At 71.2% G+C, this 21,293-nt stretch carries 26 protein-coding genes; 10 read left to right on the top strand and 16 right to left on the bottom strand.

The annotated features are described in order from the left end of the window. Positions 1 to 6: 6 nt before the first annotated feature. The 3 genes from AB0C12_RS12415 to AB0C12_RS12405 all read left to right on the top strand — a co-directional run bounded on the left by AB0C12_RS12415 (position 7) and on the right by AB0C12_RS12405 (position 2,812). Positions 7 to 1,224 (top strand): sigma-70 family RNA polymerase sigma factor, encoded by a 1,218-nt coding sequence (locus AB0C12_RS12415; RefSeq protein ID WP_360547148.1) that lies wholly within the window; start codon positions 7 to 9, stop codon positions 1,222 to 1,224. Beyond that, positions 1,205 to 1,657 (top strand): cytidine deaminase, encoded by a 453-nt coding sequence (locus AB0C12_RS12410; RefSeq protein WP_360546989.1) that lies wholly within the window; start codon positions 1,205 to 1,207, stop codon positions 1,655 to 1,657. The genes AB0C12_RS12415 and AB0C12_RS12410 overlap by 20 nt, the downstream gene beginning before the upstream one ends. Before the next feature lie 111 nt (positions 1,658 to 1,768). Next, complete coding sequence (locus AB0C12_RS12405) at positions 1,769 to 2,812, top strand: SGNH/GDSL hydrolase family protein (RefSeq protein ID WP_360546987.1); 1,044 nt, start codon at positions 1,769 to 1,771, stop codon at positions 2,810 to 2,812. On the opposite strand, the gene AB0C12_RS12400 is transcribed toward AB0C12_RS12405, so the two are convergent. Both AB0C12_RS12400 and AB0C12_RS12395 read right to left on the bottom strand, forming a co-directional pair. Further along, positions 2,809 to 3,111, bottom strand: coding sequence for an STAS domain-containing protein (locus AB0C12_RS12400; RefSeq protein ID WP_360546985.1), 303 nt, complete (start codon positions 3,109 to 3,111; stop codon positions 2,809 to 2,811). The two genes, AB0C12_RS12405 and AB0C12_RS12400, sit on opposite strands and share 4 nt — an antisense overlap. Before the next feature lie 38 nt (positions 3,112 to 3,149). After that, complete coding sequence (locus AB0C12_RS12395; protein ID WP_360546983.1) at positions 3,150 to 3,578, bottom strand: ATP-binding protein; 429 nt, start codon at positions 3,576 to 3,578, stop codon at positions 3,150 to 3,152. A gap of 175 nt (positions 3,579 to 3,753) precedes the next feature. On the opposite strand from AB0C12_RS12395, the gene AB0C12_RS12390 reads away from it, so the two are divergent. Then, the gene (locus tag AB0C12_RS12390) at positions 3,754 to 4,068 is read left to right on the top strand and encodes a hypothetical protein (RefSeq protein ID WP_360546981.1); all 315 of its coding nucleotides are present in this window, start codon (positions 3,754 to 3,756) and stop codon (positions 4,066 to 4,068) included. Positions 4,069 to 4,080: 12 nt separating this feature from the next. Here the strand turns inward: AB0C12_RS12390 and AB0C12_RS12385 are convergent, their stop codons facing one another. Both AB0C12_RS12385 and AB0C12_RS12380 read right to left on the bottom strand, forming a co-directional pair. Then, a complete protein-coding gene (locus tag AB0C12_RS12385) occupies positions 4,081 to 4,470 on the bottom strand; it encodes a hypothetical protein (RefSeq protein WP_360546980.1) in 390 nt (129 codons plus the stop codon). 79 nt (positions 4,471 to 4,549) lie between these two features. Then, entirely contained in the window at positions 4,550 to 4,948 is a 399-nt protein-coding gene (locus AB0C12_RS12380) for a hotdog fold thioesterase (RefSeq protein WP_360547146.1), read from the bottom strand. Positions 4,949 to 5,126: 178 nt separating this feature from the next. Between AB0C12_RS12380 and AB0C12_RS12375 the strand changes: the two genes are divergently transcribed. Continuing rightward, positions 5,127 to 5,375 (top strand): hypothetical protein, encoded by a 249-nt coding sequence (locus AB0C12_RS12375; RefSeq protein ID WP_360546977.1) that lies wholly within the window; start codon positions 5,127 to 5,129, stop codon positions 5,373 to 5,375. A gap of 20 nt (positions 5,376 to 5,395) precedes the next feature. Here AB0C12_RS12375 and AB0C12_RS12370 read toward each other — a convergent pair whose 3' ends face one another. From AB0C12_RS12370 to AB0C12_RS12355, 4 genes are read right to left on the bottom strand one after another with little or no spacing between them, the layout of a single operon-like run. Continuing rightward, positions 5,396 to 6,691 (bottom strand): PrsW family intramembrane metalloprotease, encoded by a 1,296-nt coding sequence (locus tag AB0C12_RS12370; RefSeq protein WP_360546974.1) that lies wholly within the window; start codon positions 6,689 to 6,691, stop codon positions 5,396 to 5,398. After that, entirely contained in the window at positions 6,688 to 7,257 is a 570-nt protein-coding gene (locus AB0C12_RS12365; RefSeq protein ID WP_360546972.1) for a hypothetical protein, read from the bottom strand. Before AB0C12_RS12365 ends, AB0C12_RS12370 begins: the two co-directional genes overlap by 4 nt. 56 nt (positions 7,258 to 7,313) lie before the next feature. Next, positions 7,314 to 7,868: an RNA 2'-phosphotransferase gene (locus AB0C12_RS12360; protein ID WP_360547144.1), complete on the bottom strand. Its 555-nt coding sequence runs from the start codon at positions 7,866 to 7,868 to the stop codon at positions 7,314 to 7,316. Between the two features lie 5 nt (positions 7,869 to 7,873). Then, a complete protein-coding gene (locus AB0C12_RS12355) occupies positions 7,874 to 8,650 on the bottom strand; it encodes a methyltransferase domain-containing protein (protein ID WP_360546970.1) in 777 nt (258 codons plus the stop codon). Between the two features lie 18 nt (positions 8,651 to 8,668). On the opposite strand from AB0C12_RS12355, the gene AB0C12_RS12350 reads away from it, so the two are divergent. Beyond that, the gene (locus AB0C12_RS12350) at positions 8,669 to 9,040 is read left to right on the top strand and encodes a PPOX class F420-dependent oxidoreductase (RefSeq protein WP_360546967.1); all 372 of its coding nucleotides are present in this window, start codon (positions 8,669 to 8,671) and stop codon (positions 9,038 to 9,040) included. Between the two features lie 66 nt (positions 9,041 to 9,106). Here the strand turns inward: AB0C12_RS12350 and AB0C12_RS12345 are convergent, their stop codons facing one another. Then, positions 9,107 to 9,316 carry a BldC family transcriptional regulator gene (locus AB0C12_RS12345; RefSeq protein ID WP_014687221.1) on the bottom strand — a complete coding sequence of 70 codons (210 nt, stop codon included), beginning with the start codon at positions 9,314 to 9,316 and terminating at the stop codon, positions 9,107 to 9,109. Between the two features lie 302 nt (positions 9,317 to 9,618). Continuing rightward, positions 9,619 to 10,458, bottom strand: a complete 840-nt coding sequence (locus AB0C12_RS12340) for a hypothetical protein (RefSeq protein ID WP_360546965.1) — start codon at positions 10,456 to 10,458, stop codon at positions 9,619 to 9,621. A gap of 258 nt (positions 10,459 to 10,716) precedes the next feature. Between AB0C12_RS12340 and AB0C12_RS12335 the strand changes: the two genes are divergently transcribed. Next, complete coding sequence (locus AB0C12_RS12335; RefSeq protein ID WP_360546963.1) at positions 10,717 to 11,796, top strand: Glu/Leu/Phe/Val dehydrogenase dimerization domain-containing protein; 1,080 nt, start codon at positions 10,717 to 10,719, stop codon at positions 11,794 to 11,796. Between the two features lie 179 nt (positions 11,797 to 11,975). Then, a complete protein-coding gene (locus AB0C12_RS12330) occupies positions 11,976 to 12,194 on the top strand; it encodes a DUF3073 domain-containing protein (protein ID WP_203775615.1) in 219 nt (72 codons plus the stop codon). Positions 12,195 to 12,322: 128 nt separating this feature from the next. Here AB0C12_RS12330 and amcA read toward each other — a convergent pair whose 3' ends face one another. From amcA to AB0C12_RS12305, 5 genes are all read right to left on the bottom strand, one after another. Then, positions 12,323 to 12,547: a multiple cyclophane-containing RiPP AmcA gene (gene amcA, locus AB0C12_RS12325; RefSeq protein WP_360546961.1), complete on the bottom strand. Its 225-nt coding sequence runs from the start codon at positions 12,545 to 12,547 to the stop codon at positions 12,323 to 12,325. Next, entirely contained in the window at positions 12,516 to 13,619 is a 1,104-nt protein-coding gene (gene amcB / locus AB0C12_RS12320; RefSeq protein WP_360547142.1) for a cyclophane-forming radical SAM peptide maturase AmcB, read from the bottom strand. Before amcB ends, amcA begins: the two co-directional genes overlap by 32 nt. Positions 13,620 to 13,815: 196 nt before the next feature. Beyond that, positions 13,816 to 14,967 carry a phosphoribosylformylglycinamidine cyclo-ligase gene (gene purM, locus AB0C12_RS12315; protein ID WP_360546958.1) on the bottom strand — a complete coding sequence of 384 codons (1,152 nt, stop codon included), beginning with the start codon at positions 14,965 to 14,967 and terminating at the stop codon, positions 13,816 to 13,818. A 98-nt stretch (positions 14,968 to 15,065) separates the two neighbouring features. Next, on the bottom strand, positions 15,066 to 16,676 hold the full coding sequence (gene purF, locus AB0C12_RS12310) for an amidophosphoribosyltransferase (protein WP_360546956.1): 1,611 nt from the start codon (positions 16,674 to 16,676) through the stop codon (positions 15,066 to 15,068). Between the two features lie 77 nt (positions 16,677 to 16,753). Then, entirely contained in the window at positions 16,754 to 17,116 is a 363-nt protein-coding gene (locus AB0C12_RS12305; RefSeq protein WP_360546954.1) for a sterol carrier family protein, read from the bottom strand. Positions 17,117 to 17,277: 161 nt separating this feature from the next. Between AB0C12_RS12305 and AB0C12_RS12300 the strand changes: the two genes are divergently transcribed. Continuing rightward, complete coding sequence (locus AB0C12_RS12300; RefSeq protein ID WP_360546952.1) at positions 17,278 to 19,395, top strand: carboxypeptidase regulatory-like domain-containing protein; 2,118 nt, start codon at positions 17,278 to 17,280, stop codon at positions 19,393 to 19,395. 58 nt (positions 19,396 to 19,453) lie between these two features. Here AB0C12_RS12300 and AB0C12_RS12295 read toward each other — a convergent pair whose 3' ends face one another. Continuing rightward, on the bottom strand, positions 19,454 to 20,320 hold the full coding sequence (locus AB0C12_RS12295) for a LysR family transcriptional regulator (RefSeq protein WP_360546950.1): 867 nt from the start codon (positions 20,318 to 20,320) through the stop codon (positions 19,454 to 19,456). Positions 20,321 to 20,406: 86 nt separating this feature from the next. Between AB0C12_RS12295 and AB0C12_RS12290 the strand changes: the two genes are divergently transcribed. After that, positions 20,407 to 21,291 (top strand): NAD(P)H-binding protein, encoded by an 885-nt coding sequence (locus tag AB0C12_RS12290; protein ID WP_360546948.1) that lies wholly within the window; start codon positions 20,407 to 20,409, stop codon positions 21,289 to 21,291. The last annotated feature ends 2 nt before the right edge of the window (positions 21,292 to 21,293 follow it).

Raw genomic sequence — 21,293 nt, 5'->3', positions numbered from 1 at the left:
GCCGCCCTGGAGGACCTGCTGCGCGAGAGTGCGCCGCAGGTTCTCGGCGCGGTCGTGCGGCGTTTCGGCGACTTCGACACCTGCGAGGACGCGGTGCAGGAGGCGCTGCTGGCCGCGGCTCAGCAGTGGCCCGTCGAGGGGGTGCCGGCCAACCCGCGGGGATGGTTGATCACCGTCGCCTCGCGGCGCCGGATCGAGCTGCTGCGCAACGAGACCGCCCGGCGCCGGCGCGAGGAGGCCATCCGGTACGAGCCGGAGCACGCGCCCGCCTCCGCGGTTGACGACTCGCTCACCCTGCTGCTGCTCTGCGCCCATCCCGCCCTCAGCACCGGGTCGCAGGTGGCGCTGACCCTGCGCGCGGTCGGTGGTCTCAGCACCGCCGAGATCGCCCGGGGGCTGCTCGTGCCCGAGGCCACCGTCGGGCAGCGGATCAGCCGGGCGAAGCAGAAGATCCGCGACTCCGGGGCCACGTTCAGCCTGCCGCCGCCGGGTGAGCGCGAAGCGCGGCTGACCGCCGTACGCCAGGTGTTGTATTTGATCTTCAATGAGGGTTACACCGCGAGTTCCGGGGCGCGGCTGCACCGCACCGAGCTCAGCGCCGAGGCCATCCGGCTCACCCGGCTGCTGCGGGCGCAGCTGCCCGACGACGGCGAGGTGGCCGGGCTGCTCGCGTTGATGCTGCTCACGGACGCGCGGCGGCCGGCCCGCACGCTGCCTGACGGATCCCTCGTGCCGTTGGCCGAGCAGGACCGATCGCGGTGGGACGCGGCGGCGATCGCCGAGGGCGTCGCGCTGATCACCGCGACGCTGGCGAGCGCGCCGATCGGCCCCTATCAACTGCAGGCCGCGATCGCGGCGGTGCACGACGAGGCGGCGCGGCCCGGGGACACCGACTGGCCGCAGATCCTCGAGCTGTACGGGATGCTGCACGCCCTCGCCCCCGGCCCGATGGTGCAGCTCAACCGGATCGTCGCCCTGGCCGAGGTGCACGGGCCGGTACTGGCGCTGGCCCGGCTCGACGTCGCCGAGGACGATCCGGCGCTGCGCGGGCATCACCGGCTGGCGGCGGTCCGCGCCCACCTGCTGGAGAAGTGCGGTGACCTGACCGCCGCGCACGCCGCCTACCTGGAGGCGGCCCGACTGACCCTGAGCGCCCCTGAGCAGCGGTACCTCCTGGCCCGGGCGGCCGCGTTAGGGTCAGCCGATGACCATCGATCTTCGTGAGCTCACCGCCGAGGACCTCGAACTGGTGGAGTTCGCCCGCGGCATCGTCGACGCCAACACCGACGGCGAGGACGGCGTGCACACCATGGGCGCGGCGGTCCGCGGCGTGGACGGCCGGATGTACGGCGGCATCAATCTGTACCACTTCACCGGCGGGCCGTGCGCGGAGCTCGTGGCGCTCGGGCACGCCCGGGCGTCCGGGGCGCGCGAGCTGACCACGATCGTGGCGGTGGGCAACTTCGGCCGTGGTCCGGTGGGACCGTGCGGCCGGGACCGGCAGGTCCTCTTCGACTACCACCCGCGGATCCGGGTGATCCTGCCGACCGGCGAGGGCGTCCGCAGCGTCCGGATCCGCGACCTGATGCCGCTGGGCGCCGTCTGGACCGTCGAGGAGGGCACCCAGCCGTACGACCCGGGCGTCTTCGCCGACTGAACTGCCCGCCTGCACCTTGATCACAACCCACGGCTACCAGCCGGGTCTCGAATGGCCCCGCCGGCACCCGATCTGTCGGGAGTCTTTGCTGGCGGAACGGGGGAGCTGGTCGTGGGATCTGCGGGGCGTAACACGGGCGCGCGGCGTCTGGGCATCAAGGTCATGACCGGGTTCCTGGCGGCCGGGCTGGTCGCGGGCCTCGGCACTCCGGGAGCCGCGCGGGCCCAGCTCGCCGCCCGGGTCGCCGGAGACGCCCCCGCCGAGGCCCACATCGCCGGCTCCGGCGCGATGCGCGTGCTGCCGCTGGGCGACTCGATCACGCTCGGCACCGGATCGCCGACCCGCAGCTCGTACCGGATGGGCCTGGCCCAGCGGCTGCTCCGCGGTGGCATGCAGATCAACTACGTCGGTTCGCAGAGCAACGGCTCCGGCGGCGACAACCAGCACGAGGGCCACGGCGGCTGGGACATCGACGAGATGGCCGCCGAGGTCGACGGCTGGCTGGCCGACGCCCAGCCGGACATCGTCCTGCTGCACGCCGGCACCAACAACATCACCAAGGGCGACGGACCGTACGAGACGAACCGCAAGCTGTCCGGGCTGATCGACCAGATCCGGGCCGCTCGGCCGGAGGCGTACATCTTCGTCGCGCAGATCATCGGCTCGCGGGTGCCGTGGGAGCTCGCCGACGACCGGGTCTACAACCGGCTCATCCCGGGTATGGTCGCCGCCAAGCAGGACCCGCTGATCACCGTGGTCGACCAGTCCACCGTCGGCGGCATCGACCTGCACGACCTGCACCACCCGAACGACTTCGGCTACTCGAAGATGGCCTGGAACTTCTACCGGGCGATGGCCAGGGTGTTCCGGACCTCGGGCGACACCGGTCCGAACCCGTACGCGCTGCAGTCGACGTACCGCTGCCTGGCCGCCCAGGTCGTGGAGGACGGGAAGGTGCGGCACCGCACCGAGTGCCGGACGTGGAAGTTGCGGACCGTCACGGCGGAGATCAACGGTGCGACCCGCCGGGTCCGCACGTGGCAGACGCTGCGCACGGTCAAGCAGGCCTACCGGGTCCGGGTCGCCGGCAAGGTGCGCACCCGTACGCGGCTGGTCAGCAGGTGGACCGGCCCGGGCAACCTGTCGACCCTCTAACCGTTGAAGAGGGCCAGCACGCCGGACACGTCGAGGACGCGGTGCACCAGGCCGTGCGCGTTGACGATGCGCAGCGGCACGCCCGCCTCGCGACCGGCGTTGAGGCCCTCGATCAGCGCGCCCATCGCCTCGCTGTCCAGGAACACCGCCGCGTCGAAGTCGACGACGACCTCGGCGGGAGCTGACCGCACGGCCTCGAGAAGGGCGGTGCGCATCTCGTCGCGGGCGTTGATGTCGAAGTCGCCGGCCAGCCGGACGACGGCGGCCTCACGGACGATCTGGTAAGTCGGCTGGGTCACGGACACCTCTGACGGTCTACGAATCCCGTGATCATAAGTCAGCTCGGAACGGGGAACTCCGCCCACACATGCTTGGTGTGATCCTCGATGTACCAGCCGAGGTCCAGGGCGAATTTCTTGGCCAGGTACAGGCCCAGCCCGCCGGCCCCGGGCGGCCGGTCGTCGGCGTACTGCGGCACCGTGTCGGGGCTGTGGTCGGCGACGTCCAGCACGAAGATCAGGTCGTGCCGGCCGAGCCGCACAATGGTCGGCGGCAGACCGTGCCGCAGGGCGTTGGTGGCCAGCTCGGTGGCGACGAGCACGACCTTCTCCGGGATCTCGTCCAGCTCGGCGCCGGCGGGCATCGGCTGGCCGGTGATCGCCTCGTGCAGGGAAGCTCGCAGGCTGCGTAGCTGCACCGGGCTGTCCAGCACCCACTTGTGCAGCTCGGTCATGGCGGGCGGCGACTGTGCGCTCAAGAAGGGCATGAGTGAATGTTGCCCAGCCCGGGCGGCGATCATGTGTGATTTCACCCCTCGGCGACTGGCCCCGACCGGGCGGCATCGCCCAGTTTGACCTTTCTTGCAGTCTGCGTGGGGGCCTAGCGCCGCGGGCGCGCGTTCCGTACAGCTAACCGGGAACAAAGTTCACGGGAGGAACGACGTGCCGAAATTCAACAGCGCGGAGGAACGGGCAGCCTGGACGATGGCGGAGGCGCTGAGCGAGAAGGGCTTCTCCTGCATGCGTGAGGCGGAGGAGGCCGCGGAGAATTTCCGGTCGGGCAAGATGCAGATGCGGCGCAATTTCAAAGCCCGCGGCCTGTCCGAGGTCGACGCCGACATCCGCTGGTCGGGCATGACCGCGGCGAAAAAAGCCCTGGGCGACAACGCCTGGTACATGTCTCAGGCCACGATGTACAACGAGGCCGCTGCCGCCCAGTACGCCAAGGCGCTCTACCTCAAACACGACGACGGCTGAGGCGCTGCGAGCTCATGCCGCCCGGTGGCGCAGGGTCGCCACGGTGGAGCCGGCCAGAGCGAGCAGGCAGTCCGGGAGCTGACCGTCGGCGATGGCCGCGCCGAACAGGGCCTCGCCGGTGGAGATGTCGCCGTTCACGTACGCGCTGACGAAGCGGGCGACCCAGCGCTTGTCGTACCGCGCGTCGTCGATCCCGGGGAAGTCGAGCGTCCAGGCGCCTCTGGGCACGTTCTGTCCGACCATGGTCGCAGCGAGACACCACGCCACGTCGTACGCCCCCACGACGCCCGACCGGTCGACCACCGCGTCGAAGGTGCCCACCACAGCGTCGCTGTCGCCACTGAGCGCGCAGTGCAACACCTGCGTCGCGTCGTCCAGGGCGTGCTGTGGTATGTCCGTCACGTGGGAAAAGGTACGCGGATGCGTCAAGAATTGCCGCTCAGGCAGCGATCCTGCTGGGGTTTTCCGCCCCCGGTGCGGATCAGGCGCCGCGCAGCAGGCAGGTGAGACGCGCGGTGCAGACCCGGTCGCCGTCGCCGTCGGTGATGACGATCTCGTAGGTCACCGCCGTCCGGCCGCGGTGCACCGGCGTGGCCACCCCGGTGATGGTCCCGGAGCGCACACCCTTGTGGTGCGTGGCGTTGATGTCGACGCCCACCGCGAACGGCCGGTCGACCGTCGCGCCGTGCAACACCGCCCCGACCGAGCCGAGCGTCTCCGCCAGCACGCAGGACGCCCCGCCGTGCAGCAGCCCGTACGGCTGGGTGTTGCCCTCGACCGGCATCGTGGCGACCACTCGCTCGGGGGTCGCCTCGGTGATCTGGATGCCCATGCGCTCGCCCAGGGCACCCCCGCCCCCGCTGCCGAAGAGCTGCTGCATGCCGTCCGCCGCTGTAGTCACGCCCGGCTACGTTACCGGTGAGTTCCGGCGGAGCCAGCGACATCGGTCACACCCCTGGCGCCCGATCCTTATCTTCGAGGTCGGTTCGGGTCGCGAGGGGGCGACCCGAGCCCTACGTTGGTCAGATCCGCTGCGACGCATCACCTGAGGAGACACCATGAGCGAGCCCAAGGAGATCGTCGAGACCCGCGGCGACGACCGCGTCGACCTGCTGGCGACGGACACCAACGGCGACGGCAAGCCGGACGTGTGGGTGGCCGACACCGACGGCGACGGCAAGGCCGACCTGTTCCAGTTCGACACCGACGGCGACGGCAAGGTCGACATCACGATGGCCGACCTCGACCAGGACGGCACCCCGGACACGATCGTCGACGGCGACGGCGGTCACCCGCCGACCGCCTGATCACCTGACGCCCTGGGCCGTCAGCCGCCGCCGAGTGTGCTGATGGCGGCCCAGATCACGGCGACGGCGAGGGCCGTGGTGAAGACCGCCGAGGCGGTACGCCGCCACGGCCCCTTGCCCTCGGGCGCGATCGCCTCGGGGTGCCCGAGGGCGGTGAGGGTGCGGCGCTGCCGGCGCACCTCGTGCTGCCACCGGCTCAGGTCGATGGTGCCGCGGCTCAGCTCGACGGCCAGCCGGGCCTGCGCGCGTTGCAACCGCCGTACCGCTGCCCGGGCTCGCAGGCCCGCCCGGGTCCGCGCGTGCCAGCGGGCGGTGGCCCGCCGCGAGGAAGATTTGAGGGCCTCCCGCTCGCCCGGGGTGATCAGCTCGTGGTCGTCGAGCTTGTCGAGCTGCACGGCGTAGTAGTCGGCCTCGCGGTCGTGGGCGGCGCGCACCAGCAGCAGGACCAGCAGCAACGGCGGCAGCCCCTTGCAGACCAGCACCACGAGCAGGGCCAGGGCGCCGTTGCCGAGACCGTCGCGCAGCAGCGGCGAGTTCCACAGGAAGTGTGAGGCCCACGCGCCGAGGAGGGCCAGCATGGCGACGCCGATCCGGATCCGCCAGGGCCGGTCCGCGCGCACGACCAGATAGCCGATGCCGGCCCCGGCCAGTGCGCCGAACAGCGTGTGACTCCACACCCCGGAGAGAAAACCGCGCAGCAGGAACGTGGTGATCACCGGCTCGACGTGGTCGCCGCGCCCGGCCAATGCGACGGCGCCGAGCGCGTACACGATGTCCTCGATGATCTGAAAGCCCAGCCCCACCATCGCGCCGTAGACCACGCCGTCGAGCACGCTGTTGACCTGCGCGCGGGCCACCAGCACGATCGCCACGACGCCGAGCGTCTTGGCGATCTCCTCGACCGTCGGGCCGGCCAGCGCGGCGCCCCAGTCGGCGGCCAGGTGCGGCGAGCCCAGCTTGGCGATGAGGTCGTCGAGGGCCGCGCTGCCGGGGATCGACACGGTCGTGGCCACCAGGCCACCCCAGGCGAAGGCCAGCGCGAGCAGGGCGGGCGGCTCCCGCTCGAGGAAATCCAGCTCACTGACGATGAACCAGAACGGTACGGCGAGCAGCGCGAACAACCCGATCGCGGTCAACGTGGCCAGCGGGTACGTGCCCACGAAGCGTCCCGCGATCAGCGTCATCCGCACGCCCCCGGCGACCACCAGCGTGAGCACGATCCAGAAGGCGGGCAGCCGGATCAGCCCGGGGCCGTAGTGGGCGCCGGGCTGCACGGGCGCGGTGCGGTCGCTGCGCAAACGGGACTCCGCCGTCATCCGGTGTCCGCCGGGTCGTAGCGCAACGTCCGGGTGCTGGCGTCGATCGCCGGCAGGGTGCGGCCCAGGTCCAGGTCGGCGCCGCTGACGGTGACCTCGATGGTGCGCCCGTCCGCGACGAAGACGGCGTACCGGCCGCCTCGGCCCGGAGCGGTGTAGCCGCCCTGCAATCCGGCCAGGCCCGAGCCGGTGGCGACGGTCAGCTCGGTGCCGGTGACCTGATAGCCCGGGTTGCCGGTGATCCGCCGGCGCAACCCGTTGGCGGCGGCCGCCAGGTCACCCTCGAAGCGGCGGACCGTGATCAGGTAGCGCACCGGGCCGAGCCGGAACAGGGCCGTGCCGGCGTCGTCGGTGGGCCGGGTCTCGGTGACGTCGATCCGCGATCCGGGCGGCGGGACGACCGTGACACCCCCGCCGATGGCGTACGGGCGGTCGGTCGGCACCGGGCGGTCGGCGGGCAGCGCCCGGTCCAGGGCGGGCAGGCCGACCCCGAGCCCGGCGAGGGCCAGGACGAGGCTGAGCGCACCGAGGAGGTTCATCAGCTGACGCCGAGTAACCCACCCCATCTCAATACGCTAACCGGCCTCCCGCACCGTCTCCCGGAGGAGCGTGTTTTGTCTGTTTACTCCGAATGTTCGCGAAGGCTCCCGGGCGGCACCGCGGCGGTCAGCCACACCCCGTTCTGGCTGCGGTGGAACACGTGCCCGGCCGCGGCCATGGCACCCGCCTCCACCGCAAGAACGACCACGTCTGCGGTACGGCGCTGACCGACCGCCAGGGCACTCGCCACGTCCGGTGACAGGTGCACGTGCTGACGGCCGCGCGGGCGCAGGCCCTCCCGCCGGATCGCGCCGAGGTTCGCCCGGGGAGTGCCGTGGAAGAGGACGGCGGGCGGCTGGGCCGGCGGCAGATCGAGATCAACCTGCACCCGCCGGGAGTGCCCCTGGTTGGCCCGGATGCGCTCGACACCGTCGGCGCCCGTCCGCACCGCGAAGCGGGACTTGTCGTTGTGCTCCACCACGACGTCGAGCTCGGCCCGGGAGATCCGCAGCGCGGCGAGCAGGTCGGCGACCGGCACCCAGCCGTTCGCGTCCAGGGTCAGGCCGGCCGTCTCGGGCCGGTGCCGCAGCACGAGCGACAGCCGTTTGCTGAGCCGCACCTGCTCCCTGGTCAGCACCGTGCTCACGGTCGTAGCTCCATGACCGCAAGGTAGTAAGGCCGGTCCTCGGTGTCGACGGATTTGAGCCGCCACCGGCTGCCGGTCAGCAGCCCGTCAAGCTCCTCGACCGAGCAATTGAGGTAGTCGAACCACTCCGTGGCCAGCAGGCGGTACCGCAGCCGCAGGCGCAGCTGGCCGCCGAGCCGTCCCCGCTCCCGGTTGCGCTGGTGGTACGCGACGTGCACGGGATCCGTGGTGCCGTACGGGTCGGTGCCCTGCGCGATGATCCGGGCTCCCGGGCGGGCCAGCTCGGCCAGCGCGGCGAGGAAGCCAGGGGCCCGCTCCGGCCCCTCGATCAGACCCAGGTTGTTGCCGAGCAGCAGGAACGTGTCGTAACGGGCCGCCGAGCGGGCGTACGCGTCGACGGTGTTGAGCACGGTGTCCCGCAGCCCCCGCTTGCGGGCCACCTCGATCGCTCCCGCGGAGGTGTCCAACCCGGTGACCGCCATGCCGCGGTGCTGCAACTCCAGCGCCGTACGCCCGGCCCCGGCCCCGATGTCCAGCACCGCGCCCCGCGCGAGCCGCAGTGCGCGGTGGTCGTGGGGTTGCCAGTCGCCCGGTGCGGCCAGGTAATGGTCGGCGGGCGCGCCGTTGACCAGCCCGTCGTCGCGTTCGATGATCTCGATGACCGGCCGCGGCACCCGCCCGCCGGCCAGTGGCCGGGGCCCGATCCCGGTGTGCACCGCGTAGGCGTCCCGAATCATCTCGCCGAACACGTCGCCGATCGCAGGTTGATCCATTGCCACTACTCTTGGTCCATGGCGACGCTGGAGCAACTCGGCGCGGAGAAGTACGTCCTTCTGACGACGTTCCGCCGGGACGGCCGGGCTGTGCCGACCCCGCTGTGGGTGGTGCCCGACGGCTCCGGGCTGGCGTTCTGGACGCCGGCCGGCACGGGCAAGGTCAAGCGGATCCGCAACAGCGGCCGGGTGACCGTGGCCGCGTGCGATGTGCGCGGCAACGTGCGGGGTGGGGCGATCGAGGCCCAGGCGCGCATCGGCGACGCGGCCGACCTGCGCCGGGTTGCCGAGGGGCTCAAGCGCAAGTACGGCCTGATGGGCCGGCTCACGCTGCTGGGCAGCAAGCTGCGCCGGGGCGCGGACGGCACGCTGGCCGTCCTCGTCTCCTGAGACGAAGAAGGGGCGACTGCCGACCTGGCATTCGCCCCTTTATCGATCTCTCGGTCGACTGCGGTTTCAGTCGCCCTGACGCTGCGTGGGGATCTGCCCCTGCAGCAGGGCGCGAACCTCCGACTCACGGTAGCGACGGTGCCCGCCCAGGGTGCGAATTGCGCTGAGCTTGCCCGCCTTGGCCCACCGGGTGACGGTTTTCGGGTCGACACGGAACATCGACGCCACCTCGGCCGGCGTGAGTAGCGGCTCAGGATCATGCGTACGCGATGCCATCGGTCACTCCTCCACAGGTACCTAAAGACATCGGCCGGGGTCCCGCCGGCCGGTGCGTCTCTCATGGTCCGGCTAGTCCCCGATGTCCGACATGGGCCGAACGGCCGAACGTCCCTAGATAGACGGTTGAAGCATGCCCGATTTTTACCTGTTTTCTACGCCAGAAAGTGTCTTGTTTGGACCGATTATCACGCTTCGCGGGACGGCGATCACGAAGAGTGTTCGCCTAGAGAGCGCTTCCCAACCCGGTGTTCCGTGCCCGTTCGTCCCATATTCCCTGGTCAGACGGTCATAAACGTCGATCAGTTGCAGCGTTCGAGCAGCTGCACCGCGCGCCACCGGGCCACGAGCTTCTCGTAGGCGTCCGTCGCGGCGTCCGCGTCACCCCGGGACAGCGCCGAGACACCGGCCGCCACCAGGCCCGGAGAGTCGTCCTCGGCCAGGGCGTCCGCGCCCAGCAGACCGGTCAGGCCGCCGTAGTCCAGCTCGACGATCGAGCGGGGATGGAACTCCTCCAGCCATCGGGTGCCCTCCTCCACCGCCTCGGTGATCGGGGCATCGCCCAGCGACTTGCGCAGCACCGAGACAGCCCGGTGCGCGCGCCGGCGGGCCTTGGAGATCTCCGTGCGGTAGCGCAGCGTGCGCCGTCCGTCGGCCAGGCTGATCTCACGCTCGTCCAGGTCGACGAAGACGAACCAGCGCAGCGGTACGCCCCACGTCGCGATCTGCTCGTGCACCCGGGGCACCCCGCGCTCGAGCACCTTGGCCCCGCTGCGCCAGTCCTCCACGATCGCCTTGGCCTGCCCGGCCAGCACCGGCGGCACGAAGGCGTCCGCCAGCACGCTGGGCACACCGTCACGCGCGTTCAACGCGGCCTCGGCGACGCGCAGGCGCAGATTCCACGGGCAGACCAGCAGCGTCTCGCCCCACTCCAGCACGTACGCCTCGTCGGGCAGGTCGGGCAGCCGGGTCCAGCCCGCACCCAGCGCCTCCAGGACGGCGGTGCGCTGCCGGACGGGACCCTCGACGGGGCCGAGCGCCCGGCCCTCCCGCGCATACCGGCGCCAGAAGATCTGACGGTCCCGGTCGAAGGCGGTCAGCGGTTCGTAGATCCGCAGGTACGACGCGAACAGTGACGGCACGCCGCCGATCCTTTCACGATATCGGCGGCAATCGCCGTCTCCCGCGCTGCCGAACCCGCACCACCGCCGCGGACGCCGGCTCCACATTGGCGGCGGGGCCTGGTCGTCCGCCTGCGTGACACCGGGCGAACGGGGTCCACGGGAGTGTCATTGTCCGCTCGGAAGGACGCTGCGGTCGGTCTAGGCTCGTCGTATCCGGCCCACCCCGCCGGCCCGCAGGCCTCACGAGGGCCCCGTCACGACCAGGAGAAATCGCAGATGAGTGTGTTCGACACCGAAGGCAGCGACGCCGCCGGACACGAACAGGTCGTCTTCTGCCAGGACCGGCAGACCGGCCTCAAGGCGATCATCGGTATCTACTCGACGGCCCTCGGGCCCGCGCTGGGTGGCACCCGGTTCTACCCGTACGAGAACGAGGAAGCGGCGATCACCGACGCGCTGAACCTCTCCCGCGGGATGGCTTACAAGAACGCGCTGGCCGGGCTGGACCTCGGCGGCGGCAAGGCCGTGATCTGGGGCGATCCCAACAAGATCAAGAGCGAAGGGCTGCTGCGCGCGTACGGGCGGTTCGTCGAATCGCTGCACGGCCGCTACTACACCGCCTGTGACGTCGGCACCTACGTCCCCGACATGGACGTCATCGCCCGCGAGACGCGCTATGTGACCGGCCGCAGCGTCGAGCACGGTGGCGCCGGCGACTCCTCCATCCTGACCGCCTGGGGTGTCTTCCAGGGCATGCGGGCCGCGGCCGAGCACACCTGGGGCAGCCCCACCCTGGCCGGGCGCCGGGTGGGCATCGCCGGGCTGGGCAAGGTCGGCAAGTATCTGGCGGGTCACCTGATCGAGGACGGCGCGGCGGTCGTCGCGACGGACGTCAGCGAGGCCGCGCGGGAGTGGGCCCGGACCACGTACCCGCAGATCGACCTGGTGGCCGACACGCAGGCCCTGATCACCGCCGACATCGACGTGTACGCCCCCTGCGCGCTCGGTGGCGCGCTGGACGACGACACCGTCACCGCCCTGCGGGCCAAGGTCGTCACCGGGGGCGCCAACAACCAGCTGGCGCACCCGGGCATCGAGAAGCTGCTCGAGGAGCGGGGCATCCTCTACACGCCGGACTACGTGGTCAACGCCGGTGGCGTGATCCAGGTGGCCGACGAGATCGAGGGCTTCAACTTCGAGCGGGCCAAGCTGCGGGCGACCCGGATCTTCGAGACCACGGGGCAGATCCTGCGCCTGGCCGACGCCGAGGGGGTGCCGCCGGCGGTCGCCGCCGACCGGCTCGCCGAGCGCCGGATGGCCGAGGTGGGCCGTTTGCGCAGTATCTACCTGAGTTGAGCGTTTTGTAGGCCATCGCGCGTCGGGTCGATGACAAGGGACGACGCGCGATGGTGGTACACGCAACCCGAGGTGCCGAAGCGGGCATCGCCCATGTACCGTAAGACCCACGAGAGATGCCTGACGTCATCGGGGCCCGCCTTCGGGCTGCCCCGAATTCTGTGCGAGGGGGTCGAGCCATGGGGCGCGGCCGTGCTAAGGCCAAGCAGACGAAGGTGGCCCGGGAGTTGAAGTACCACTCCCCGAACACCGACCTCACCGCCTTGCAGCGCGAACTGGCGGGTGCCGGTGGTAAGTCCGACCATCAGTTTGTCGACGACGACGATCAGTTCGTCGACGACGATGACGAGGACGACGCGGACGACGACCAGGATCCCTGGTCGCCGACAAGGCGCTGACCCGATCGAGGATTGCACAGAGCACGCGGCTTACCGCGTGCTTCCGTGTGTCGTGGTCGTTCCGTAGTCATTCCGACGGCAATGATGCCCACGCGGGCTGAACACCGCGTGGGCTTCAGAGCCGCCTCTCAACGGGGGCGGTTGTTCCAGTTGTAGAACGTCGGGATGTTCTCGAAGTGGTTCCAGGCGCACACCGCCGAGCCCTCCTTCGTCGTGCTCTCCGAGCGCCGTTCCCGCGCCTCCGCCGCCTCCTCGATGAGGGCGGCCAGCCCGGACCGGGTCTCCTGCACCCGTGCCGTCACGGGATCCGTCTCCACGCGGTCAGACGGCCGTGGGCTCGTGATCTCGGGCATGGTCCAGCACTCCCTCCAGTAGGCGAATCTTGCTGTTCCGGCAGTGCTCCGTCGCCGTGACGTCGAACCTGCCGTACTCGAAGTAACGGTTCGCCGCATGCGCGCCGCCACAGAAGCCGAAGTAGGGGCACTGGGCCCGGCAGCCCTCCACACCGTCGAGGAACTCACGGATCCAGGGCGTCTCGGTGGCCCGTTCCAGGATCTCGGCCAGCGGGGTCGTCAGCACGTTACCGCTGGAGAAGTCGCCGTACCGGGGATCGGAGAAGCCGGCCAGCTCCGGGGAGAGCAGCACGACCGAGCCGTCCTCGGCCACCGTGGGGATCGGGTCGAGCCGGCGCGGCAGCACGGTGTCGGCCGTGCCGTCCAGGACCGCGGCCGCGTACCGCAGAGACCACTCGATCTCGCGCAGGTGGATGCGGGGATCGCGGCGCCAGGCCCCGACCAGCTCGGCCCAGAAGGCCGTGACATCCGCCTCGGGATGCCGGTTGTCCCGCAGGTTGACGCCCTCGAGCTCCTCGATGTTGATGCCGAGCACGTCGCAGCCCAGGTCGAGGAAGTATTCGTACAGCTCCGTGGCCAGGCCCGGCTCGGGACGGGCCACGACGCAGAGCGCGGAGAACGCGATGCCGTGCCGGCGCAGCGCGTCGATCCCGCGCATGATCCGGTCGTAGGCGGGCTTGTCGCCCCGGGTGACCCGGTCACCGTTGCGGGCCTCGGGCCCGTCCACGCTCACGCTGACCCGGATGCCGTGCTCGACGAAGAACTCGCACCAGGCATCGTCGATCAGCGTCGCGTTGGTCTGCACGTGATGCTCGACGTCCGCCGCGAACGGCTCCAGCAGCGCGGCGAAGTGCTCCCGCCCGGCCGCGAGTGGCTCGCCGCCGTGCCAGACGACCGAGAAGCGGCCGGTCCGCGACCAGGGATTCACCGACCCGGCGACCGCCTGCGCGACCTCGACGGACATCTTCCGGTCGATCTTGCGGAACGGGAGGTAGCAGTAGGAACAGTCGAGGTTGCAGAGCGTGGTGGGCTGCATGACGACGTAGGTGGGAACCGTCGAGATGCCCCGCATCCCGCTCCACAGCTGTGCCACCGGCGCATCCACCCCCGTCCCTCGTCAGGCTATGCGGCGTCGTCCACCTTCCCGGCCGAAAAAAGATCCGCGGTGCCGACGTATCGACACACGCGGATCATTTCATACCAAGGGCGGGCCATACCCCACTCGCGGCAGATTGCCTCCACCGCGGACGGGCCGGGCCCGGGCGGGCTCAGCCGCGGGTGTACTGGCCCATCATCTGCACCTGGCCGGTGCCCTCGATGATCTCGCCGACCTGCCACGCCTCGACACCGCGACCGGTCAGGTAGGCCATCGCCCGGTCGGCGTCGTCGGCCGAGACGACCGCGAACATGCCCACGCCCATGTTGAACGTGGCCTCCATCTCGACGTCCTCGATCCGGCCCTTGGCCTGGATCAGGTCGAAGATCGACTGCGGGCGCCACGACGAACGGTCCACGACCGCGTCGACGTGCTCGGGCAGCACCCGGACCAGGTTGCCCGGGATGCCACCGCCGGTGACGTGGGAGAACGCGCGGACGTCGGTCTCCTCGATCAGGCCCAGGCAGTCCTTGGCGTAGATCTTGGTCGGGGTCAGCAGCTCCTCGCCGAGGGTGCGCTGCTTGCCGAAGTCCTCCACCACCGTGTCCAGCCGCATCCGGCCGGCGCCCAGCAGCACGTGCCGCACCAGCGAGTAGCCGTTGGAGTGCAGGCCCGACGAGCGCATCGCGATGACCGCGTCACCGATCTCGACCCGGTGCGCGCCGAGGATCTCGCTCTCCTCGACCACGCCGACGCCGGTCGCCGAGACGTCGTACTCGTCCGGGCGCAGCACGCCCGGGTGCTCGGCGGTCTCGCCACCCAGCAGGGCGCAACCGGCGTACCGGCAGCCGTCCGCGATGCCCGCGCCGATCTCGGCCACCTTGTCCGGCACGACCTCGCCGCAGGCGATGTAGTCGAGCAGGAACAGCGGCTCGGCGCCGCAGGCGACCAGGTCGTCGACGACCATGGCGACCAGGTCGATGCCGATCGTGTCGTGAATGTCGAGCTGCTGGGCGATGACCAGCTTGGTGCCGACGCCGTCCGTGGACGAGGCCAGGATCGGGCTCTTGTACTTCTGGGTGTTGAGCTTGAACAGGCCCGCGAAGCCGCCCAGGTCACCCATGACCTCGGGGCGGGTGGTCTTCTTGACCTTCGACTTCAGCAGCTCCACCGCGCGCTCGCCGGCGTGGATCGAGACGCCGGCGTCCGCATACGTCACCGTGCGCTTGCGGCCGGGCCGGCCGGCACCCGCCGACCACGGCTGGTGGTCGGCGCCTTCAGCGCCGTTGGAGCCGGCACTGTTGCGCTCGGACACGTGCGTCACGGTTCTCCCCTTAGTGCGCGGCTCTCCGCGCGGTTGCAGCTGACGGTGCCGCTGACTACGACTGTTGTGGTGATGCTGAGGTTCCAGCGGTCCTGCGGTTACGGGCGACGCAGGGCGTCGACGCCGCCCGGGCTCCCCACCAGGGGTTCCGCGGATTCCCGCTCGCCCTCGGCGTACTGCTCGTCCTCATACTCCCGCTCCAGGCCGGCAACCGCAGCGTTGGTGGCCTGGACGGAGGTGGCGGGCAGCGCCGCCCGCTTGCCCACACCCTCGAGCACGTGCTTGCCGATCAGGTGGCCGGCCGGCAGCTCGATCGGGTACTGACCATCGAAACAGGCCATGCACAGGCGTGTCTTCGGCTGCTCGGTCGCCTGGACCAGGCCGTCCAGCGAAACGTAGCCGAGCGAGTCGGCGCCGATCGAGCGGCGGATGCCGTCGATCTCCAGGCCGTTGGCGATCAGCTCGGCCCGGGTGGCGAAGTCGATCCCGTAGAAACACGGCCACTTCACCGGCGGCGAGGAGATGCGGACGTGCACCTCGAGGGCGCCGGCCTCGCGCAGCATCCGGATCTGGGCCCGCTGGGTGTTGCCCCGCACGATCGAGTCGTCGATCACCACGATCCGCTTGCCCCGCACGACCTCGCGCAGCGGGTTGAGCTTGAGCCGGATACCGAGCTGGCGGATGGTCTGCGAGGGCTGGATGAAGGTGCGGCCGACGTAGGCGTTCTTCATGAAGCCGGCGCTGTACGGGATGCCGGAGGCCTCGGCGTAGCCGATCGCGGCCGGGATGCCGGACTCCGGGACGCCGATGACCAGGTCGGCCTCGACCGGGTGCTCCTTGGCGAGCTTGCGGCCCACCTCGACGCGCGCCGAGTAGATGTTGCGGCCGGCGATCGTGGTGTCCGGGCGGGCAAGGTAGACGTACTCGAAGAGGCAGCCCTTCGGCTCCGGCGCGGCGAACCGGGTGGAGCGCAGGCCGTGCTCGTCGATCGCGATGATCTCGCCGGGCTCCACCTCGCGGACGAAGCTGGCCCCGACGATGTCGAGGGCGGCGGTCTCGCTGGCCACGGCCCAGCCGCGTTCCATCCGGCCGAGCACCAGCGGGCGTACGCCCTGGGCGTCGCGGGCGGCGTACAGGGTGCTCTCGTCCATGAAAACGAAGCTGAACGCGCCCCGCAGCCGCGGGAGCACCTCGAGCGCCGCGGCCTCGACCGACAGGTCCGGGCGGCTGGCCAGCAGGGTGGTCACGAGCGCGGTGTCGGAGGTGCCCATGTCGGCCTCGAGACCGCGCTCGGCGACCTCCCGGGCGAGCTCGGAGGTGTTGACCAGGTTGCCGTTGTGGGCCAGCGCGATCGTCGTGCCCGCGGTGGTGGCCCGGATCGTCGGCTGGGCGTTCTCCCAGTTCGAGCCGCCGGTGGTCGAGTAGCGGGTGTGGCCGATGGCCAGGTGCCCGCGCAGGCTCGCCAGGGTGGGCTCGTCGAAGACCTGCGAGACCAGACCGAGGTCCTTGTAGACCACCACGCCCGAGCCGTCACTGACGGCGATGCCCGCGGCTTCCTGCCCTCGGTGCTGCAGTGCGAAGAGCCCGAAATAGGTGAGTTTCGCGACCTCTTCCTCCGGGGCCCAGACACCGAAGACGCCGCAGGCATCCTGGGGTCCGCGGTCCTGGGGGTCGAGATCGTCGGTCAACCGGCCGTCGCCTCGGGGCACGCGCTTGCTCCCTCATGCTGATCTGCTGGACTTGCTGGTCTGTTCCGACGGCCCAGTGTACGCGAGACGGAGACCACTCAACTCGGGTGCACAGGGAGGTACGGAGTGAGATCTGTGCGTATCCCGCTGGCCCGTACCCGTCCCGAGGCCACCGCATCGACCCAGGTCAGCCGTCCGGTGGCGACCAGCAGCCAGGTCATCGGATCGGTCTCCACCACATTGGGCGGTGTGCCGCGGGTGTGCCGCGGCCCGGCGACACACTGAATCGCACCGAAAGGTGGAATACGGACCTCCACCGATCGGCCCGGCGCGGTCCGCGCCAGCTCGCTCAGGAGCGCGCGCACGGCGTCACGCAGCACCGCTCGCTCCGGTTCGGCGCCTCGGTCCAGCGCGTCCAGCGCGGCGCCGACGGACTCGGATTTATTGTGCGCAGGAGACACGTCGGGACAATACGACCCCGGATTGAACGAGAACCCGGCGGCCCTGGGTCGCGCGGAGGACCTACGACAGGGCATAGTGGCCGACGGTGTGTACTCGTCGCGGGATCCATAGGGCATTTCGAAGGCAGCCCGAGGCCCGTGCGACCCGGAAGGCGGTGGACGTGACAACGCACCTACGAGCCAGGGCTCTCCAGGCCGGTGCGTTCCTGGCGCTGGTCGGTGGCGTTCTCGTCGCCGCACCTTCAGCCGCCCAGGCCGACGACCCGACGGTATCCGTCGTGAGTCTGCGGCCTGCGGACATCACGTCCGGTGGCACGACCACCATCGGTTACCGGATCGAGAACAAACCCGGCGACACCAACGTCAGCGTGCAGGTCAGCGGCGACGGCTTGCGATGCGACCCGGGTTGCACCTTCGAGGAGGAGGTGACGGTCGGCGCGCCGAGAACCTTCTCGACCAAGCTGATCGCCGGCAACGTCGCCCCGGGTGAGACCAAGAAGATCACGGTCACCGTCACGGCGACCGTCGGCGGTGCCAGCGACAGTGACAGCAGAGAGGTCACCGTGCGCGGCCCCGACAAGCCGCAGACGGTGCGTCAGGTCAGCGGCCGGGTCAAGGACCAGGACGGCAAGGCCGTCTCCGGCGCGCTGGTCGGCCTGCGCGACAGCCAGGGGCACCAGTACCAGACCAATACCAACGGTGACGGCGGCTACTCGTTCACGTCATCGGACAGCAAGCCCATCTCGGTGGGAGCCATGGCGGTCGGCGCGACCAAGGACGGCTACGAGCTCACCTCGAAGAACGCCCAGGGCGCAGCCGGCAAGTCGATCACCGTGCCGCTGACGCTCAAGTCGAAGACCGCGCCGACGCCGTCGAGCCCGTCCCCGTCGCCCAGCGCCACCGCGGATCCGACCGACGAGGCCACCGACGAGGCGTCCGAGCCGGCGACCGACGAGTCCGCGGGGGTTCTCGACGCCGCGCCCAAGTCCGGATCCGACGAGGGTTCCGGGTCGCTGCTGTTCATCATCCTCGGCGGCCTGCTGGTGGCGGCCGGCATCGGCGCGATCGTGCTGGTGCTGATGCGCCGCAAGTCCAACGAGGACCCCGACGAGCTGGACGGCGCGGGAGCCGGCGGTGCGGTCCCGGCCGCGGCCCCGGCCGGACGGTACGGCGGCGCCGACGAGACCCGTCTCGCCGCTCCGGTGGGTGGCCGGGCCAGCGACGCCACGATGATCGCGCCCCGCTCGGGCGCACCGTCCATGGCCGACGCCCCGACGATGATCCACCAGGCGGCTCCGCCGGTCGACGAGTTCCCGGACCCGTACGGTGCGCCGATGCCTCAGGGCGGCGGATACAACGCACCCGGCGGCTGGGGCACGGCCGGTGCCGCGGGTGCAGCCGGTGCGGCCGGTGCCGCCGGCGCTTACGGTGCCGCGCAAGCTGCTCCGGGGTACGGCGCCGCCAACCAGTACGGCGGCGCCCCGGCTCCGGCGCAGCCGGGTGGCTACGCCGACCAGGACGACCACGGGTACGCCGGCAACGGCTACGGCCCGGGTCAGCCCGCGGGCTACGCCGACCAGGCCGGCTATGACGAGGCCGGCTACGGCGCCCAGGGTGGCTACGAGCCGCCCGCCCAGCGCTACGACGAGCCGACCGGTATGTACAGGCCGGAACCGGCAGGCGGCTACCCGGCGGAGGCCGGCTACGCCGACCAGGGCGGTTACGGCGGCGCGGAGCCGGGCTACGGCCAGAACGCCGGCTACCCGCAGGGCGGCGACGAGTACGCCGACCCGGGTCAAGCGGCGCCCTACCAGGGCGGCAACGGCTACCAGGGTGGCTCCTACGGCGCTGCTGCTGAGCCGGCTGACCAGGCCGGCTACGGCGGCTGGGGTGGCGCGGCCGGTGGGATCGACAGCGGCAACGCGTACGGTCCGCCCGCTGGTGGTGGCACCTATGGCGGCGCCCAGGGCGGTGGCACGTACGGCGGTGCGCCCGGTGGCGCCTACGGAGCTCCGGCCGGTGGTGGCGGCGGCTACGGCGGCGACCCGGGCTACGACCCGCGGGCGACGTACGGCCGGCCGGAAGGCTACGAGCAGCCGGCCCCGGGCCGGGGCCAGCAGCCGCCGCAGGGTGGCTACGGCGATCAGGGCGGTTACGCCGGTGGGGCTGCCGACCAGACCGGTTACTACGGTCCGGAGCAGGGTGGCCGGCACGGCGGGCCGCCGCGGGACGGTGGCCGTCCCGCGCAGCGCCGGCCGAACGAGTGGCCCGAGGACTGACGCACCACAGCAAAGCAGTGAGAAGGCCGGCCCGTTCCGACGGGCCGGCCTTCTGCCTTTACGTGACGGTGGCCGCGACCTCGACGGCGGCGCGGACGAAGGCCGCCACGGCCGGCGAATGGGACTCCGGTAACCACGCGACAGCCAGCGTGACCGGCAGCAAGTCGTCGACGCTGCGATAGACCAGGCCCGGTCGCGGATGGCGCCGGGCGACCGAGCGCGGCGGGAACCACACGATGCTGCCCAGCTCGACCAGGTTGAAGATCTGCGCGAGGTCCAGCCCCGCCCCGCTGGCCTCGACCGGCGGTCTGGTGAAGCCGCCGCGGTCGGCCGGTGACCCGTCCGGGAGTTTCCGGCCGGCGAGATCGGCCAGGGTCAACGACGGCCGGTCGGCCAGCGGATCGGTGGCGGCCAGGGCGACGAGGCGCGGCTCGGTCAGCAGTGGCTCGACGTCGAGGTCCGGGTCCAGGTACGGCGCGAGCAGCAGCGCCACATCGGCCCGCCCGTCGCGTACGGCTGGGGCCTGCTCCCAGGGACCGCCCAGCACGAGCTCCACCGGGAGCGCGGCCGCCTCCCGCTGATAGGCCGCGAGGATCTGCGGCAGCAGACCGGAGTCGTAGTCGGCCTTGAACGCCAGCCGCAGCCCCGGCGCCACCCGGCCGGCGTGCCGGGCTCGGCGGCCGGCCGCGGTCACCGCGTCGAGCGCCATACGGGCATCGCGGAGCAGCACCTCCCCGGCCGCGGTCAGGGCCACCTGCCGCGTCGTCCGCTCCAGCAGCCGCACGTCGAGCTGGCGTTCCAGCTCGCGGATGGCGCGGGACAGTGGCGGTTGGGCCATGCCCAGCCGCTCAGCTGCCCGCCCGAAGTGCAACTCCTCGGCCACCGCCACGAAGTACCGGAGTTGCCGCACCTCCAGGTCATTCATCTCCGCAGCTTATTCATACCAGCAGAGTATCAATGGCGACCGGATCGGTCCTTCAGCTGCGCGGACGATCACCGTTCACTGGATTCATGATCGTTGTGACAGCACCTACGGGCCACATCGGCCGCCAGGTCGTGCGGAACCTGCTCGACCGGGGCGCCCCGGTCCGCGTCATCGCCCGGGACCCGTCCCGGTTGACCCCGGAGAGCCGGGACCGCCTGGACGTCGTACCCGGATCGCACGCGGACGCCGACGTCGTCGCCAAGGCCTTCGCCGGCGCCGACGCAGTCTTCTGGCTGGTCCCGCCGGACCCTCGGGCCGGCAGCGTGACCGCCGCCTATGTGGACTTCACCCGGCCCGCGGGCGCGGCCTTCACCAGCCAGGGCGTCAACCGCGTGGTCGGCGTCTCGGCCCTCGGCCGCGGCACAGCGGTGGCCGGGCAGGCCGGGCTGGTCACCGCGTCGCTGGCGATGGACGACCTGATCGCCGGTACGGGTGTGAGCTACCGCGCGCTGACGATGCCCTCGTTCATGGACAACATCCTGCGGCAGGTCGACGCCCTCAGGAACCACGGCGTGTTCGTCGCACCGATCGCCGGCGACCGCAAGTTCCCGTCCTGCGCCACCCGGGACATCGCCGCGGTGGCCACCGACCTGCTGCTCGACGACTCGTGGAGCGGCCCGGGCAGCGTGCCGGTGCTCGGCCCCGAGGACCTGTCGTACGAGGACATGGCCGCAGTCATGTCCGAGGTGCTGGCCCGCCCGATCCGGTTCCAGCGGATCCCCGGCGAGGACCTGCGGGCCGGCCTGCTCGGACGCGGGATGTCCGAGCCGATGGCGCAGGCCACGCTGGAGATGTGGCAGGCCAAGGACGCCGGCCTGGACAACGCCGAGCCCCGTACGCCGCAGGCCACCACGCCGACCGCCTTCCGGCAGTGGTGCGAGGACGTGCTGCGGCCGGCCGTCCTGGCCTGACG

Source organism: Actinoplanes sp. NPDC048967, assembly GCF_040649415.1.
In the GTDB taxonomy this organism is placed as follows: Bacteria; Actinomycetota; Actinomycetes; order Mycobacteriales; family Micromonosporaceae; genus Actinoplanes.
This window is presented reverse-complemented; position numbering and strand designations above follow the sequence as displayed.

Coding starts and splice junctions, on each gene's coding strand:
- AB0C12_RS12410 (WP_360546989.1), top strand. CDS start 1,205: ATGACCATCGATCTTCGTGAGCTCACCGCCGAGGACCTCGAACTGGTG.
- AB0C12_RS12395 (WP_360546983.1), bottom strand. CDS start 3,578: ATGCCCTTCTTGAGCGCACAGTCGCCGCCCGCCATGACCGAGCTGCAC.
- AB0C12_RS12380 (WP_360547146.1), bottom strand. CDS start 4,948: ATGCAGCAGCTCTTCGGCAGCGGGGGCGGGGGTGCCCTGGGCGAGCGC.
- AB0C12_RS12375 (WP_360546977.1), top strand. CDS start 5,127: ATGAGCGAGCCCAAGGAGATCGTCGAGACCCGCGGCGACGACCGCGTC.
- AB0C12_RS12370 (WP_360546974.1), bottom strand. CDS start 6,691: ATGACGGCGGAGTCCCGTTTGCGCAGCGACCGCACCGCGCCCGTGCAG.
- AB0C12_RS12365 (WP_360546972.1), bottom strand. CDS start 7,257: ATGGGGTGGGTTACTCGGCGTCAGCTGATGAACCTCCTCGGTGCGCTC.
- AB0C12_RS12355 (WP_360546970.1), bottom strand. CDS start 8,650: ATGGATCAACCTGCGATCGGCGACGTGTTCGGCGAGATGATTCGGGAC.
- AB0C12_RS12350 (WP_360546967.1), top strand. CDS start 8,669: ATGGCGACGCTGGAGCAACTCGGCGCGGAGAAGTACGTCCTTCTGACG.
- AB0C12_RS12345 (WP_014687221.1), bottom strand. CDS start 9,316: ATGGCATCGCGTACGCATGATCCTGAGCCGCTACTCACGCCGGCCGAG.
- AB0C12_RS12335 (WP_360546963.1), top strand. CDS start 10,717: ATGAGTGTGTTCGACACCGAAGGCAGCGACGCCGCCGGACACGAACAG.
- AB0C12_RS12330 (WP_203775615.1), top strand. CDS start 11,976: ATGGGGCGCGGCCGTGCTAAGGCCAAGCAGACGAAGGTGGCCCGGGAG.
- amcA (WP_360546961.1), bottom strand. CDS start 12,547: ATGCCCGAGATCACGAGCCCACGGCCGTCTGACCGCGTGGAGACGGAT.
- amcB (WP_360547142.1), bottom strand. CDS start 13,619: ATGCGGGGCATCTCGACGGTTCCCACCTACGTCGTCATGCAGCCCACC.
- AB0C12_RS12295 (WP_360546950.1), bottom strand. CDS start 20,320: ATGAATGACCTGGAGGTGCGGCAACTCCGGTACTTCGTGGCGGTGGCC.
- AB0C12_RS12290 (WP_360546948.1), top strand. CDS start 20,407: ATGATCGTTGTGACAGCACCTACGGGCCACATCGGCCGCCAGGTCGTG.